Annotated in this window: 15 protein-coding genes; 2 read left to right on the top strand and 13 right to left on the bottom strand. The window is 40.7% G+C overall.

The features are described 5' to 3' along the window. Positions 1–2: 2 nt before the first annotated feature. From ACFPA1_RS19035 to ACFPA1_RS19010, 6 genes are all read right to left on the bottom strand, one after another. Positions 3–1,634 (bottom strand): ABC transporter substrate-binding protein, encoded by a 1,632-nt coding sequence (locus ACFPA1_RS19035; protein WP_378584759.1) that lies wholly within the window; start codon positions 1,632–1,634, stop codon positions 3–5. A 47-nt stretch (positions 1,635–1,681) separates the two neighbouring features. Next, positions 1,682–2,011, bottom strand: a complete 330-nt coding sequence (locus tag ACFPA1_RS19030) for a thioredoxin family protein (protein WP_213145412.1) — start codon at positions 2,009–2,011, stop codon at positions 1,682–1,684. Positions 2,012–2,023: 12 nt separating this feature from the next. Then, on the bottom strand, positions 2,024–3,001 hold the full coding sequence (locus ACFPA1_RS19025) for an amidohydrolase family protein (protein ID WP_213145411.1): 978 nt from the start codon (positions 2,999–3,001) through the stop codon (positions 2,024–2,026). 21 nt (positions 3,002–3,022) lie between these two features. Then, positions 3,023–4,390, bottom strand: a complete 1,368-nt coding sequence (locus tag ACFPA1_RS19020; RefSeq protein ID WP_378584757.1) for a phenylacetate--CoA ligase family protein — start codon at positions 4,388–4,390, stop codon at positions 3,023–3,025. A 240-nt stretch (positions 4,391–4,630) separates the two neighbouring features. Further along, positions 4,631–4,786: a hypothetical protein gene (locus ACFPA1_RS19015; RefSeq protein WP_213145410.1), complete on the bottom strand. Its 156-nt coding sequence runs from the start codon at positions 4,784–4,786 to the stop codon at positions 4,631–4,633. 137 nt (positions 4,787–4,923) lie between these two features. After that, the gene (locus ACFPA1_RS19010; protein ID WP_378584755.1) at positions 4,924–5,691 is read right to left on the bottom strand and encodes a spermidine synthase; all 768 of its coding nucleotides are present in this window, start codon (positions 5,689–5,691) and stop codon (positions 4,924–4,926) included. Positions 5,692–5,879: 188 nt separating this feature from the next. Between ACFPA1_RS19010 and ACFPA1_RS19005 the strand changes: the two genes are divergently transcribed. Continuing rightward, positions 5,880–6,326, top strand: coding sequence for a hypothetical protein (locus ACFPA1_RS19005; protein WP_378584753.1), 447 nt, complete (start codon positions 5,880–5,882; stop codon positions 6,324–6,326). A gap of 135 nt (positions 6,327–6,461) precedes the next feature. Here ACFPA1_RS19005 and ACFPA1_RS19000 read toward each other — a convergent pair whose 3' ends face one another. The 6 genes from ACFPA1_RS19000 to ACFPA1_RS18975 all read right to left on the bottom strand — a co-directional run bounded on the left by ACFPA1_RS19000 (position 6,462) and on the right by ACFPA1_RS18975 (position 12,522). Next, positions 6,462–7,571: a cell division protein FtsZ gene (locus ACFPA1_RS19000; protein ID WP_213145407.1), complete on the bottom strand. Its 1,110-nt coding sequence runs from the start codon at positions 7,569–7,571 to the stop codon at positions 6,462–6,464. Positions 7,572–7,660: 89 nt separating this feature from the next. Beyond that, positions 7,661–8,590 (bottom strand): AEC family transporter, encoded by a 930-nt coding sequence (locus ACFPA1_RS18995; RefSeq protein WP_378584751.1) that lies wholly within the window; start codon positions 8,588–8,590, stop codon positions 7,661–7,663. Between the two features lie 38 nt (positions 8,591–8,628). Beyond that, positions 8,629–8,772, bottom strand: a complete 144-nt coding sequence (locus ACFPA1_RS18990; protein ID WP_378584749.1) for a hypothetical protein — start codon at positions 8,770–8,772, stop codon at positions 8,629–8,631. A gap of 26 nt (positions 8,773–8,798) precedes the next feature. Continuing rightward, positions 8,799–10,196 (bottom strand): CitMHS family transporter, encoded by a 1,398-nt coding sequence (locus ACFPA1_RS18985; RefSeq protein WP_378584978.1) that lies wholly within the window; start codon positions 10,194–10,196, stop codon positions 8,799–8,801. Positions 10,197–10,331: 135 nt separating this feature from the next. Continuing rightward, positions 10,332–11,018: a response regulator gene (locus ACFPA1_RS18980; RefSeq protein ID WP_378584748.1), complete on the bottom strand. Its 687-nt coding sequence runs from the start codon at positions 11,016–11,018 to the stop codon at positions 10,332–10,334. After that, positions 11,011–12,522, bottom strand: coding sequence for an ATP-binding protein (locus ACFPA1_RS18975; RefSeq protein ID WP_378584746.1), 1,512 nt, complete (start codon positions 12,520–12,522; stop codon positions 11,011–11,013). The genes ACFPA1_RS18980 and ACFPA1_RS18975 overlap by 8 nt, the downstream gene beginning before the upstream one ends. Positions 12,523–12,862: 340 nt before the next feature. On the opposite strand from ACFPA1_RS18975, the gene ACFPA1_RS18970 reads away from it, so the two are divergent. After that, positions 12,863–13,513, top strand: a complete 651-nt coding sequence (locus ACFPA1_RS18970; RefSeq protein ID WP_378584744.1) for a cell wall hydrolase — start codon at positions 12,863–12,865, stop codon at positions 13,511–13,513. A 52-nt stretch (positions 13,514–13,565) separates the two neighbouring features. Here ACFPA1_RS18970 and ACFPA1_RS18965 read toward each other — a convergent pair whose 3' ends face one another. Beyond that, positions 13,566–15,581 (bottom strand): FAD-dependent oxidoreductase, encoded by a 2,016-nt coding sequence (locus ACFPA1_RS18965; protein WP_213145401.1) that lies wholly within the window; start codon positions 15,579–15,581, stop codon positions 13,566–13,568. Positions 15,582–15,743 lie beyond the last annotated feature (162 nt).

The raw sequence follows: 15,743 nt of genomic DNA, 5'->3' as shown, positions 1-15,743 counted from the left end.
CGTTATTTCTTAATCGTGACTTGATACATATTTTCTGCTCCTGTTGGATGAGGGAAGTATCCCTTCACGTAACTAGCCGTAACAACAGGCTCCTTTACTTCCACAAGCGGTACGGACGGAGCATCTTCATGGACAAGTTCCTGAACCTTTTTGTAAATCTTAGCCCGTTCGTTTTGGTCCATCACAGATTTTGCCTGCATCAAGAGATCGCTCACTTCATTATTCTGATAGAAGGTATGGTTTTGGGCTGCGCCCTTAACGGCATTATTTTTGCTCAGCATCGAATATAAGAAATTATCCGGATCGCCATTGTCGCCCACCCAGCCAATCATTCCAATCATATGTTCACCCTTTCGAAGCTGGTCAATATAAGCCGCCCATTCAAGGGAAACAACCTTTACTTTAATCCCTGCTTTTTCAAGGCTCGTTTTCATCGCTTCGACCATTTTTACAGGCTGCTGCATGTAAATACGGGAATTGGATGTGACGGAAAACTGCAGCTCGAAGCCGTTTGGATAACCTGCTTCCGCTAATAGCTGCTTTGCTTTATCCACATCATATTCGTAGTCCTTTACATCATTGTTATAAGCCCAGCTTGAGGATGGCAGCATGTTCTTCACTGGTGCAGCTAAACCATAGTAAAAGGCATCCGCAATCCCTTTCTTGTCGATCGCGTAGTTAATCGCTTGACGAACCTTTGGATTATCAAGCGGTTCTTTCGTATTATTGATCGACAGGTAGCCAACATTTAACGGCGGACGAAGGGTAACTTGGAGGTTTTTATCCTCTTTTACTGAACTTAAATCGGATGGATTCAAACTAACCATGATATCGATTTCGCCATTCTTTAAAGCTGTTAATCTGGCAGAGTTATCAGGAATTACCTTATAAATCAATTTATCCAGCTTCGGCAAACCCTTTTTCCAATAGTTCTCGTTTTTCACGAGGGTAACTGAATCATTTCTTGTCCAAGATTCAAATTTAAACGGTCCTGTGCCGACTGGGTTTTCATTGATTTTAGTGCCATATTTTTTAATCGCTTCCGGGCTGATGATGCCAAACGCATGCATCCCAAGATTCGCTAAGAAGTTTGCCTGCGGTTTTGCCAGCGTAAATTGAACTGTGTTTTGATCAATAGCTTTCACTTCTTCAATCACACTTCCATCACCTTTAAAGCCGTTAAACATGCCGCGGTATACCGAGAATGTTCCATCAAACCGCGAAGGATTCGTTTTATCCATCATTCTTTCAAAGTTAAAGACAACTGCTTCGGCATTAAAATCTGTCCCATCTTGGAACTTAACGCCTTCCTGCAATTTAAACGTCCAAACCTTCCCATCATCAGAAGTAGTCCATTCCTTCGCTAATGCCGGCACCACATCCGTTGTTTTTTGATCGTACTCAACCAATGTTTCATAGACGTTTTTCGTTACCCTCCATGTTTCAATTTCATTCGCATTCTGAGGATCCATGGAATAGCTATCGGCACCTCTGCCAAAAATCAAGACTTGTTCTTCCTGTTTTTTGCTACTTTTCGTTTCTTCATTCTTCTTAGAGGTTGTGCTGCTGCAAGCTGATACCAAAAGAGAAAGCACTAATACAATGGTTAATAATCCAAATTTTCTATTTCTCATTTTCTTCCCCCAAAGATTTAGTAGGTTACAGCAAAACAGCATACAGCTTACAATTTCGCTTTGGCACCCTCCAGGAATTCTTCAATTTGTTCCTTCGTTTTTGAATCATTGCCGATGAATTCGGCCAGAGTCCGCCCGCTCTTGTAAGCTACTAAACTCGGAATCCCCATAACACCAGCTTCAGCGCAAATGTCTTTACGGGCATCCGAATCTATTTTATAAAAATCAAACTCTTCACGATTGTTTTCGATAATCTCGTCGATAAACGTGTCGATGAACCGGCAATCCGGGCACCAGTCTGCTGAAAACAGCATGACCGCCGCTTTTTCTCCATTTTTTAGCTCCTCATACTGTTCTAGATTTTTGATGTTTTCCATATCCATTCTCCTTTACATGTTTTTGTTTAAAACGGGTGCTTTCAAGCCTAAATTGAATACCTTATTGGCGTTTTTCCAATAGAATTTCTCTCTGACAGAGTCCTTTAGTGGCCAGGCTTCGATTTCACTAATGACATCTTTGATTGGCATACCGAGTGTCAGCCAATCACTGCCGAAAACAATTTTGTCCTGTATAAGGGAGTTTGCATAATACATGAACATGTCCCACCCCGTATTGGGCTCAGCAATGTATTTCGGTCTGAATGCGGAGGTATCAACATAAAGATTTTCGTATTTTAATAGCATGGCGATTAAATCTGGTACCCATGGCCAGCCGCCGTGCCCAGCGATGATTTTTAAATTTTTGAAATCCATCAGCGGCGCTTCAAGATTGGACGGATGATCAAGAAATACAGAGGTTTGGCGGTAATAATTGATTGAACTATGGATCCAAATCGGGATATTCAGTTCATCACAAAGGGCGTATAATGGATAATATTTCCTATCATCAGCCTTTACCCCATGCTCGTACGGAGGTATCACCACCGCCTTATACCCTTGTTCAGTTAAGGCTTTTCGGACAGTTTTCAGACTTTCGGTTCCCTTGTGAGGGTTATAACCAGCAAATCCTATAAATCTTCCTGGATATTTCTTTAATATTTCCGCCACATAATCATGATCGGCAGGCGGCTCGGATCCGTCTCTTCCGTAATCCATATTGTGGATCGCGTGATAAACAATATTCGATTCACTCAGCATGTTAAGAAATTTGTCCATCGAGAATTCTTCTTCAAGCTTGGCATAGACGTCCCGCATGACGGCGTCAACAGATTGCTGCTGGGCTTTTTGGAAAAATTCTTCTTTTGACATCCCTGCCAGCTGCGCCCACTTCTTTCCAAACAGCAAGCGGTATTCGGTATTATTAGGGTCAATTTCCTTTGGCTCTTCAAAAATAAATTCAGGCAATGTATTCGAACAATCAATAAACAATTCTTTTTTCCTCCTAGTTCTCTAGTAATTTTTTTCAAAAAGAGGTGTCTTGGTTAACGATTTCTCTAGTGTTCCAGGCTCACACCAAATGATTTCTGGTGTCAGTCTTGCCTCGGTATGAAGAGCATTCTTAATCCTTGCTTCCAATTCAGGTAATTTCGTTCTTTCAAATGCCGAGTTATATTCGAGTTTGATTTGCAGCGGCGGTACCACCCTTGGCGGCGGATTATTCAGAACGATTCTTAGTTCTCCTGTAATATCGGGTACAAACGTAGAAATGACTTTTTTAATCGCCGAAGGGTAGACATTTGCCCCTTTTACAATTAGCATGTCATCGGCACGTCCCACAAACTTAATTCTTCTTCCTTTAAATCCGCAGCCCGGACATTCACTCGTGAACACCTGAATGACATCACCAGTTGCGTAACGGATTCTTGGGAGCCCTTTCAAATTTAGTTCTGTTGTCACCCGTTCCCCAATCACCCCATCATAAATCTCTAGTGGCTGTTTTGTTTCTGGGTCGATTAAATCATTCGGGAACAGGTTTAGGTCAGGTGCTACACAGTGGATTCCATGATACTCATCCGAATCACAGGAAAATCCTAATTCCCCCAAATAATCATAGATTCTACAGCCATAGGCCTCTTCAATTCTTTTCTTCACCTCAGGTACTCCAACGCCGATTTCACCAACTGTAAAAATCGCTTGCAGCCCAAGGTCTCGTACATTCCATCCTAGCTCTTCCGCCCGAGTTATTAAATGCTCAGCCAATGACGGGGTCATCATAGCTCCAGATGGCTTTGTCATCATCGCATATTGCAAGATCGTCTTGCTGCCTGCGCGCACATCGACATCAATTGGCAATACGCCATGGGAACGGACCCCAAACAAGATGGAAGAGGTAGCGTAAATACCTAAAGAATGACTAAATAATAGCCTGTCACCAGCATGGATTCCTCCATAATCCAGCATGTGTCGAATATAGCGGTTCATGAACTCTACATCTTCTTCGGTGAAGCTATAAGTAAAAGTTGGAACTCCAGATGTTCCACTCGTCGTACCGGTAAAGACGATGTCATCCGGTGAACTGCATAAATGCATCCCAAAAGGGTGGCCGAACCGCTCCATGGATTCCTGCTGGCTGATTCTTTCAGCAGTCTTATCCATGAAAATTGGCAGATTCTGATAGTCTGAAAATGTCCGAATATCTTCTGGTGAAGCACCAGCCTCAACGAATTTTCTTCGATAATATTCCGAATTTCTGTATACATATTTTAATTGCTTCCTAAGTAAATCCTCTTGGTATGCTTTTATTTCTTCCTCCGTCATCTTGTTGAAAATAGGATTTGTGTAGGTTACCTTATTTGCTTTGACTTTTGTGAGCATCATTTCACTCCCCTGCTTTAATAATAAAAGGTCATCTTTTTGATGAATATTTTGTATCTTTAAATTATTCCGTATATTTGGATTATAATAGGATAATAGACTGGTGAGAAATATGAGTATTTAATAGGGGGTATAAGCAGAGCTTATGAGAGAGTGCCTTTGAATAAAAATAATACCACTAAAAAAGGACCTCCTTGGGCTTGGCCAAAAAAAGGTCCTTCCTTAGACTGTTAATTTACTGCATTATGCACAAGAAAAAGCTTGGGCAATACAATCTGAAACGCAAGATAAAGTTGATTCGCGAGCCCCTAGCAAGCTTCCCAATAGGAATGCTACAACCAATACAAGGCCTACAACAATATCACCAAGTGTTGGACAAGCAGGCAATGTAACTGCCATGGATAATCCCCCCTTTTCTCTTTTTTACATAAGGAAGATAGTATCCTCCTTATATTAGACAAGCTATGTGGAAAAGAGTAGATTCGTTCTAGTTAAAAAGTGTATTTTATTATATCCATATATCATTTTAATAACAGCTAATTACCTGAAATCTGAATTGGTTCTGCTTCTCGTGGAGTATAGTCCTCCAGAATATTCCGACTTGCAACGAATAATATGTTCTGCTTCAATATTTTCTTTGGATTTGGCGCAAACACTTTCACACAAGGATAGATTTTGGAAATCGTTGAATATAATGTATGCAAGAATTTATCATGTTTTAGTTTTCCAATATAGTTCATGATTAAAATTCCTGTGTCCGACAGCTTTTCATCTGTCAAAGTAAAAAACTCCGCAGTCGTTAGATGAGTTGGGACATCATCGCTGTTAAAGGCATCTAGAAAAATGATATCCTGAGAATGAGCCTCCTGTTTCTTTAAAAGAACTTGTCCATCGCCAATTTCAACATTATGACCAGAATGACCGAAGTACTTCTTTGATACCTCAACAACCACCGGGTCAATTTCCGCCGTAACCATATATTTATCAGAATAAAAAGAGCTGACAGTACCAATGCCATGGCCAATAATAAACCCTTTTTTAAAATCAGGTAGATAATGATTGATAAGATCAACTGTAATTCGAATATATGGAACGACCAGATTATTCGGTTGCTCCAAATTCATGATTCCTTGACTAGCATTGGATGAAGACTGAAGCATCCGGAATTTCCCACGCATTCCTTCATATTCCCCTCGCTCTGTTACATAAATATTTTGATAACTGCTAGAAGTCTTATAAACTATTGTTGACCCGTAAAAGGGAAGAAATAATTCCAAATCATCATTTCCATTAAAAAAATTCATCTATCCGCCTCCATAAGAATCTTTGCTATAGAATATTTATTTGTTCTAATCGCGGAATGAATAGATAGCATAGAAACTAACAAAATAGAAAACTTCATCGATAGGGGTTATTCACACACTTCATTTTTGCAGTAAAACATATGATAAAGTAAATTTTTGATTTTAATAAACGGTAAAGGAGTAATATAATGGATGAAAATGTTGTTGAAAATAATAATCCTGCTGGGATGAATGTGGATTTGGAGAAACTCAAGAATTTAACGGGCAATTTAGGAAACCAACTTGATATGAATTCCCTGATGCAGATGGCAACCACTCTTCTAAAAAATGATTCGTTTTTAACTTCTGTTGCTGGACTTAGTAAGCTGAAACTCCCTGCATCCTTAGCACCAAATGCGGAGACGTCTATCGTATCTCAAAGCCAGGAGAATTCCGCTAATGTGGTTACAGAATTACAAAAAGTAAATGAAATGCTATCCTCTCTAAATAATAATTTAGAAAATATATCTAACGTGGTTAAAGAACTTAAACAACAAAACGAAATACTGTCATCTATGGCTCAAAAATTGGACAATATCACAAATGATAATTCAGGTTTTTACAAACTATTTAAACGAAAATCAAAAAAAAATTAGAGCATAAATGCGGTGAAGCGGCGAGCAGCCTCACCGCTTTTTTCATTTATATCTCTTTTCAGTTAAAACTCTACCAACAATTTTTCCCGTAAAAAAGACACCCCCTTTACCAAAGAGGATGTCCTTTTAACTACCCTATTTCTGATACTTTGACAACTTGGAGGTTACACCCGAAGACTTTCGTTCAGGTGGTTTTGCTTTTAGATTGGAAGCCCAGGAAACAGAGGATTCATATCTTTCTGCATGTTCCTTCTTAACGAGATATTGCAGGCGCTCTTTGTTTTTCTCCAGTGATTCCTCCAAGGATTGCAGGCGGCGCCTTGGGAAAGACAGCCCTGCTAAAATCGTCGTAATCGTTGGATCCCCTTCTGTTATATAGGTTCCCTCAAATAGTTCTAAAGGCTCCCCGATTCCCTCAAAAATAGACGGCACATTTATGAGTTTCGTGACTGTCTCCGGCCCTTCATATATAAGTCCTGCCCGAATGACCCCAACTGTATCGACAGGGCAAAAGATGGAACTTGCCCAAGAACGCTGAATGCTTTCGGCCACTTCCGCCGTCGTCTTCGCATCAGTAACAGGAGCCGAAGAAATCAACGTTACTCCTCTTGTATTGAGGATATTCATCAAATCCGTTTCATCAAAATTGCCGTAAAATGAACTCTTTTGTGTTACTTCCAGGACATGGCTGATGGCCTCCATAACTTGATGGTTGGACTGAAGATAAACTTGCTGCTTGCTTGATTGCGGATTTACTTTACGCATTTGATCGTTATCCACTAGAAATACGGAAGAAATGCCTTCAATTTTTGAAATCTGCTCAATGCATTCAGCCGCATTGATTCGATTCCCTGCCAGCACATTCCGCTCAGGCACAACCGCAATTGCCCCGATGTTCATACCCGGCAGCTGGTCTAATAAAATATCAATTAACAGCGGACTCATTCCCGACCCAGTTCCACCGTCCGTCGAGAATGCAACCAATAGCAGCTTAACGTTTTTAAAGGATTTTTTAACAAAGTCAATCAGTTCCCGATAATGTTCGTGAACCGCCCGTAAACCGACTGAACGGTCCTGCCCTGCTCCATTATACCCGGGGACAAAATATTTCTTTTCAACCTTTGTATTGACTGCCCCATCACGTTGATTAGTGTTGATAAGGGCGGTTTGAAAGCCCATCGTCGATGCTATTTCAGCAATATTTCCACCTGCTTGACCTACCCCCAAGATGCCGATTGATTTCACCTTATCGCCTCCTTATCTACTATGAAAATATTCATTTTTTACGAATTTAGACTTATCCATTGAAAAATTGGCCTGTCTAATAAGTGCATTTAAGCCGCAAAAAGGATTTTCGAAAGGTACACGACAATCGCAACGGTAACACTGCTGATAATAGTCGTTAACAGGACTGCTTGCGAGGCATATTCCGGATAATTATCATACTCAAGCGCGAGCAGGGAACTATTTCTCGAAGTCGGAAAGGAACTGGCTATGAATAATGCTTGAGCCGTAATCCCTTTAAGACCAAGAATTGTGATAACGAAAAAACCAACTATCGGCGAAATTAGCAGCCTGCCGATGACAATCCAGATGATAGGCCGGGAAATGTGAGTAATTTTTAAATACGCGACCTGTGCACCTAATGTAACGAGCGCTACCGCTAAAAAGGCGTTTGATGCATTTTCAATTGGCTTCCAAATATAAAAGGGAATTTCCACATGAAGCCATTTCAACAATACAGCCAAAAATAGAGCGTAAATCACCGGTAGCCGCATAATTTTCCGCAAAACTTCCATCCCGCTGCTCTGGGCAGAAACACAGTTATATAAACCGTAAGTAAATGTGAGTATGTTTTGAAAAATCATGATGATGATTTGGATGGACATGGCGATCGGATTCCCGGCAAAAGCCATTTCGCTGACCGGCAGACCGTAATTTCCGGAATTGCTTAAGACCATACTGTTTTTAAATGTGGACGACAGCTTACGGTCAAATTTGTTTGCTTTTGCAATTACCATACTGATAAGAATTAGAATAAAGTTAAACAGCATTAAATAGCCTAACGTCTGACTAACGACCGCCTTCGGCAACTTACTCTGATAAATATTGACGAAACAAACTGCCGGTAATAAGAAATACACTGTCAAAGTTGACAGTGTAGATAAATTTAGCTTAACAGTCCGCTGCAAGATGGCACCTGCCACGATTAACACAAAGATCGGGAAAATGATATCGAGCAAAATATGAAACAATATATCCATTGAAAAACCTTCTCTCTCTATAAAACAAAAAATCCTATTTATTCTTTATCGTTATAATAAATCACCTCAGAAAGAAATTTGCAACCAGATACATTGCCAAACGCTTCCCTTGCTTCCTGCTCAGAATAAAATTCATACATTGAGACATTATTTTTTCCTAAAAAGACGGTAATAATCCACATATTGAATCCCCCAGCCTACTTTTCTATTAAAAAGGAATAATGCCTATAACAATTGCAACTGCCATCATCACCAATGTCGAGCCGCAAGCCCATTTCAGGAAGGTGCGCTGCAGGTCGCCGAAATCTTCGCCAACCATTCCAACCAAGAGGTAGGTCGAAGGGACAAGAGGGCTTAATAAGTGAACAGGCTGTCCTAACAATGATGCCCGTCCAAGAAATGCCGGGTCGATTCCATATACACTCGCTGCTTTAGCAAGCAAAGGCAGCACCCCATAATAGAAAGCATCATTTGACATGAAAAAGGTTAATGGTGCGCTAATAATCGCTGTAATCACAGCAAAATGTGAACCCATGAAATCCGGAATATAGGAAATCATTGCAGTTGCCATGGCATCTACCATTTTTGTACCTGTCAAAATACCTGTAAAAATTCCTGCCGCAAACACCATTGAAACAACTGACAAGGCATTGTCTGCATAGTTGGCAACTCGTTCCTTTTGATCGCTTAAGCGTGGGTAGTTAAGTGTAATCGCAATAGCGAATCCAAGCATGAACAAGACTGTTGTTGGAAGCAACTCTTGGATTAATGCTACTAATAGAGTAATCGTCAGAGCATAGTTTATAAGAATTAACTTAGGACGTTTAAGGTAGGCAGCCTCTGAAGTTGCAGCTACCATATTGCTCGTGACAGGATCGATTTGCAGGACACCGACCCGTTTCCGTTCTTTTCTTCCAAGCACGAAGGCCATGAATAAAACAAACACGATTCCTCCCGCCATACTTGGGATCACCGGTGTAAAAATATCTGACATTTCCATATGCAAAGCTGTCATTGCTCTTGCTGTTGGACCACCCCATGGAAGGAGGTTCATTACTCCTGAAGCTGATACGGCAATTCCAGCAAGTGTTAATGGTCTCATGCCAATCCGTTTATATAATGGCAACATCGCTGAAATCGTTATCATATAAGTGGTCGTCCCATCCCCGTCGAGAGAAATTAATAGGGCAAGGACAGCCGTTCCAATCGCTACTTTGACCGGGTCTCCTTTTACCACTTTCAAGATTGTCGAAATGATGGGATCAAACACTCCGGCATCAATCATAATACCGAAAAACAGAATCGCAAACAGAATCATAATTCCAGTTGGCGCAACACTTTTAATCCCCTCTAGCGCCATCGGTCCCATTTTGCTTCCATAACCGCCGATTAATGCAAAAACAACAGGCACTACCATAAGCGCGATCATAGCGGGAAGGCGTTTAGTCATAATCAATGTCATGAAAGTTATAATCATTAAAAATCCTAAAATTGCTAACATATTAGTCACCCCTTTTATTTGTAAATTAAATATAATCAAAATATTCAGGAGTGAAAACGTTACCAAAATAAAGTTTTTAACGTAATTTAAGTAGATTTTGTACATATTGTTCATAAGAGGAGAATTTTTCCATAAATAAAAACTCGCCGATTGGCGAGTCCTCGAGGACGAAGACAGAGGCGTAGTTGAATTTATACTTTCTTATTTGCTAAAAAAAGAAGGCGGCATTCCCACCTTCTTTCATAAAACTGGATAATATTTTCGTTCTGGCCTGCCGACAATTCCGTAGACCACTTCTGCTTTTACCTCCTGTTTGGAGGAGAGATATTCCAGATATCTTCGTGCTGTAATCCGGGAAGCGCCAATTTTTTTGCCAACTTCCTCTGCCGAAAGGCCATCTTTCCTTGCCTGAAAAACAGCTTTTACTTTTCCTAGTGTTATTTCATCGATACCCTTCGGAAGCCCAGGGCTTTTGCCTTCTCTTTCCGCTTTTCCATGCCTAAATAGAAGATCTACATAGTTTTGATTAATTTCCTGGGTGGAAGAAAGCAAGGTGCGTTTTTTGATATATTCCTGGATAACATCATCAAACCTTTCTTTGTTTACCGGCTTGATCAGGTAATTTTCGACCCCGTAATTTAAAGCTTTTTCAAGAAATTCCTTATCGGTTGCCGCCGTAATCATAATAATACTAACCTTCGGATACTTTTCTCGTATCGCAGGCAAAAGATCGGATCCCAGCATATCTGGCATATACACATCAAGAAGGAGAAAATCAGGGTTTTCCTTCTCAAGCACTTGAAGTGTCTGTTCACCGTTTAATGCTTTGCCTACAACTTCTATTTCTTCAAACATATTTAAAAACTTTTCATGCATATCAGCGATTCGAAAATCATCTTCCGCAATAACCGTTTTGATCCTATCCAACCATCTCATCCCCTTGCACGTTCTTTGGAATATAAACGGTAAAAATAGCGCCGCTTTCAGAATTGCTTTGCGCCTCTATCATCCCATTCAATTCTAATACAGCCTGTTCAGCATTCGACAAGCCAAATCCTCGCGGCGCCGTACCTATTTTAGAGGAATAGCCCCGTTCAAAAAGGAGCGATATTTCATCCTCATTAAACCCTTTTCCGTTATCAGAAATTTCAAAAATGATATCACTTCCGATATCTGTTGCAAAAAATTTAACAACAGGGTCTTTACTTCCGTAAACAGCTTCAAAGGCATTATCAATTAAGTTTCCCAGAATGACAATGAGGTTTGAAAGTTTAATATGGGCGGGCATTGCTTCTAAGTAACTGTCTGTATTAATCTCAAAGTTTATTTTCTTTTCTGATGCTTTCCCTAATTTACCTAATAAAATGGCCTGTATTTTTGTATCTTTTATTTGCTTAAAAACAACCGAATTCTGAAACTGAAGTGCCTGGGTTTCACCTTGAATCATCTCGATGGCTTCCTTGTATTCCCCAAGCTGCAGCAAGCCCAATAAAAAGTAAAGTTTATTGGTGAATTCGTGGGTCTGGGCACGCAGGTCCTCCGAATACCTTTTTACTTCAGAGATGGTATTAATCATTTGCTCAATTTCCGTTTTGTCACGGAAAGATGCCACAACGCCTTTAATGCCGTTTTTTCCATCCATGATTGGTGTACAATTCACGATCACGGTTTTATCATTCCAGACCATTTCCTTGTCTGTTTGCGCGTTTCCTGTTTTTAACACCTCATACAGATAGCTGGAAGGAAACAGTCCATCTACTTTCCTGTTTCTTACGGACCCTTGCAGCTGCAGAAGTTCCTTCGCCTGTTGATTCATCATCGTGATGTATCCCTTTTGATTGATTGCTAGAATCCCTTCTTTTACAGAATGGAGGACTGCGTTTTTCTCCTTATAAAGGGTGGCAATTTGGTACGGTTCAAGTCCCATCGTATCTTTGCGGATGTTGCGGCCTAGTAGAATACTGCCGATTAGCGAAATGAATAAAGCAAATAATGAAACAATCAATACCCTTCTGATGTTATCGGTAATTTGCTGATTGACATCTTCGAGAAGAAATCCGACTGACACAATTCCAATAATCTCTCCCTGTTTGTTAAATATCGGAGATTTTCCCCTTATCGATGGTCCAAGTGTCCCTTTCGCCTTGGAGACATAGTACTCCCCTTTTGTAAGGGCCCTGTCATTATCTCCTCCGGTCATCTTCCTGCCAAGTTTTGTTTTTTCGGGATGCGAGTATCTGACCCCATCTTTATTGCCGATTACAACAAATTCAGCACCCGTTTCTTTACGTATTTTTTCCGCAATAGGCTCAATGGTTATGGATGGGTCATCCGTTTTAAATGCATCGATAATGGTCGGAATGTATGAAACAGTTCTCGATATTCCCAGCGCCAGCCTTCCTTTGTTTTCCTCGATTTGCTTGCTTTCCATATAACTATAAAATCCCGTTAATAGCAAAATTAATATGAAACTAAGAATCAGAACAAGACCGAATATTTTTGTTTGAAGGGAAACTTTTATCGACTGCAGAAAGCACACCCCCTTAAAAAATCTCTTTTTTCATTATAGCTTTTAAATATAGATTTTTCTTTAAAAACTAGCAAATTCATATTTTCGGTTAGTTTCCGATTATCAGCGGCCTCCTTTATATTTTTTCAACATAACACAATTGTTATTTCTATGAAATCAAACTGTAATACTATTCTTTTTTTTCAATTCATAGAAATAGACACTAAGAGATTACGTTATATCAACCAGGAGGGAAATACCAATGATAAAATTAATAGTGACTTTAACAATAGTAGTATCACTCTTATTTGCTTCACCTGTTTTTGCTTATACGGTTAAAACCGGGGATACGATGACTAAGATTGCAAGAGAACATAGTATGACTTTACAAGATTTAGCGAACCGGAACCCGCAGGTTCAAAACCTCGATTTGATTTATGTTGGACAAACTATACATACTGGTGATTCTGAGGCTGAAATGACGGTCGCAAGGACAGTTGCCGTTAGAGCTGCAGCGGCATCGGCCGCGTTAAAACTTGAAGAGAATCAGGGATATTCAGAACAAGAACTAGATTTGTTGGCGAGATTGGTCAGGGCCGAGGCAGAGATTGAGCCTTACGAAGGAAAAGTGGCCGTTGCCTGCGTTGTTTTAAATCGTGTTGCGAGTTCGGGATTCCCTGACTCGATTAAGGAGGTTATCTATCAAAAGGGACAATTCCAGCCTGTCCGCAATGGGGCCATTAATAAACCCGCAGATGATGATTCTATTAACGCGGTGCGTGAGGCGTTGAATGAGAAAAGAAATCTTGTCGGAGATTCCTTATTCTTCTATAATCCGGTCATCGCAACCAGCCGCTGGCTTGATTCAAGGACGACAACCGCCTCTATTGGAGATCATGTGTTTAAGAGATAAAAGCTTTCGACATAAAAGCCAGCCCACACTACCTTGGACTGGCTTAAGACTATTATTTAACAATGGATTCACTAAAAGTGATCCCACGATTATTCATCCCTTTTACCCCTAGCTGTAAGGATGTCATCAATCCCTCATAGGTGGCTTCTTCCAATGTTCTAGGTGCGAGGCAGTCTCCGATTTGTAAAACATGCGGACCTAGATTTTTTATTTTTTCGTAGAGTTCAGTATTTGGTATGCGTCCAAGCGATAGGACGATTGTATCCCAATTTTCCAAAGTTTCTTTTTCATAAGAAAATAGATTTCTAATTACTGCTCCGTCGCCCTTTATTTCTCCCAAATCATAATGTGGCCGCAGCTTAACTTTAAGTTGATAGAGCTTTTTCAAATATTCATTTCGTAAGTATTGATGGACTTCTTCTCCGATATAAAGCCGCGCCGAAATCAAAGTAACTTGATGGCCTTTTTCCCCTAATTCAATTGCCGCTTCCATTGCTGGCCAATCGCCGGCAAAATCAAATACTAAGACATTTTTTCCAATTTGTTTGTCCCGCTTATTAAACAGCTCTTCAACCGTGAGCACTCGTGGATCTTGTATTCCCGGGATATTCGGGATATACGGTCTTGACCCGGCAGCGCAGATAATTGCATCCGGAGACATTTTCACAATATCTTCGTACTGGACATTCCAACCTAGTTCAAGCTGTACCTTGCTATTAGATAACTTTCTTACATAATTATCGAGCATCGATTCAGCGAGTTCTTGTCTCATCGGCGCCCGTCTTAATGTATGCAATAATCCTCCTGCATGATCCTCTTTATCCGCCAAAACGACATCGTGGCCTTGTTCATCCAATGTGACGGCTGCCTGCATCCCCGCAGGTCCTGCTCCGATGACAAGGACCCTCTTCTTCTCACGCGGACTGTTCTTTAATTCATCAACCTCTCTTTCCTTCCCTGCTGAAGGATTTTGCACACAGCCGATGGTTAATCCTTTATGATAATGACCAATACACGCCTGTAGGCAGCCAATACAAGCATCCATTAAATGAAGATTGCCGGACCTGGCCTTATTCGGCATTTCGGGGTCCACAATTAAAGAACGTGTCATCCCAACAACATCCGCTTTTCCTGATGCTAAGATTTGCTCGGCCTCAACTGGATCAACAATACGGGAGCCGACAAATACTGGTACTGCCCCTGCCATTCGAATTTTAAAGGATTGCGGTGTCAGATACCCATGCTTGATTGGTGAAGGAGGAACAATATGCGTGGACCCCGCAAATGTACTCGAGTCACCTGCCGTGACATCTATAAAATCCACCCTTACGCGCTCCACCAAATATTCCACGATCTTGACCGCATCTTTAACAGTTGTGCCATCCATGGTCATTTCATCGGCACTCATGCGGATACCAACCGTAAAGTCATCACCAACCACCTGCCAAATCCGTTCCATGACTTCTACAATAAAGCGCATGCGATTTTCGAACGATCCTCCGTATTCATCCGTACGTAAATTTGTATGTTCCGCCCAAAATTGTGCAGGAAGATAGCCATGCGAGCAACAAATCTCTACCCCATCTAGACCGCCTTCTTTTGCTAACCTTGCCGAAATCGCAAACCCTTCAATGACATCCTTGATTTCTTCGATGCTCATCGGTTTAGGCATAGTGCTGAAGCGGAGGCTCGGAACAGCAGAAGGTGCCCAGGCGGCATTTCGATATTCGCTTGAAACAACTTCCCTTCCCCCATGGAATAATTGCGAAAACACTTTTGTTCCATACTGATGAACGCCGCTTGCTAATTCTAAATAAGCAGGTATGACATTTTCATCATATCCTGCAATGGTATTGGTGGTCAGCATACCGGATGGATGAACTGCGGCGGCTTCAAGGATAATCAAACCAGCCCCACCCTTAGCCCTTGCAACATGATAAGCTGTCATGTCAGGGGTAGGAATCCCATCGATTACGTGATTTGTTTGATGTGCCGTACTTAAAATTCTATTTTTTAAATCGGTTGTCCCAATCGTCGTAGGGCTAAATAAATGTTTAAAATTCGTCATGTCCATCACTCCTCAAAATATCTCTATATAACTTACAAGCAAAAATCGTGCCAACTTTTTTTAAAACTATTTTTTCGAAAATTTACTATAATTCAAAAAAGTATTATATAATTTCTGATAAACTGAACTTTTTTTGCACAATCCGTTGCAAATATGCATCAA

This window comes from Neobacillus sp. GCM10023253 (assembly GCF_042653105.1).
Taxonomy (GTDB): domain Bacteria; phylum Bacillota; class Bacilli; order Bacillales; family Cytobacillaceae; genus Neobacillus; species Neobacillus citreus.
Note: the sequence above shows the minus strand (reverse complement) of the source record. Positions and strands in the feature narration are given on the sequence as shown.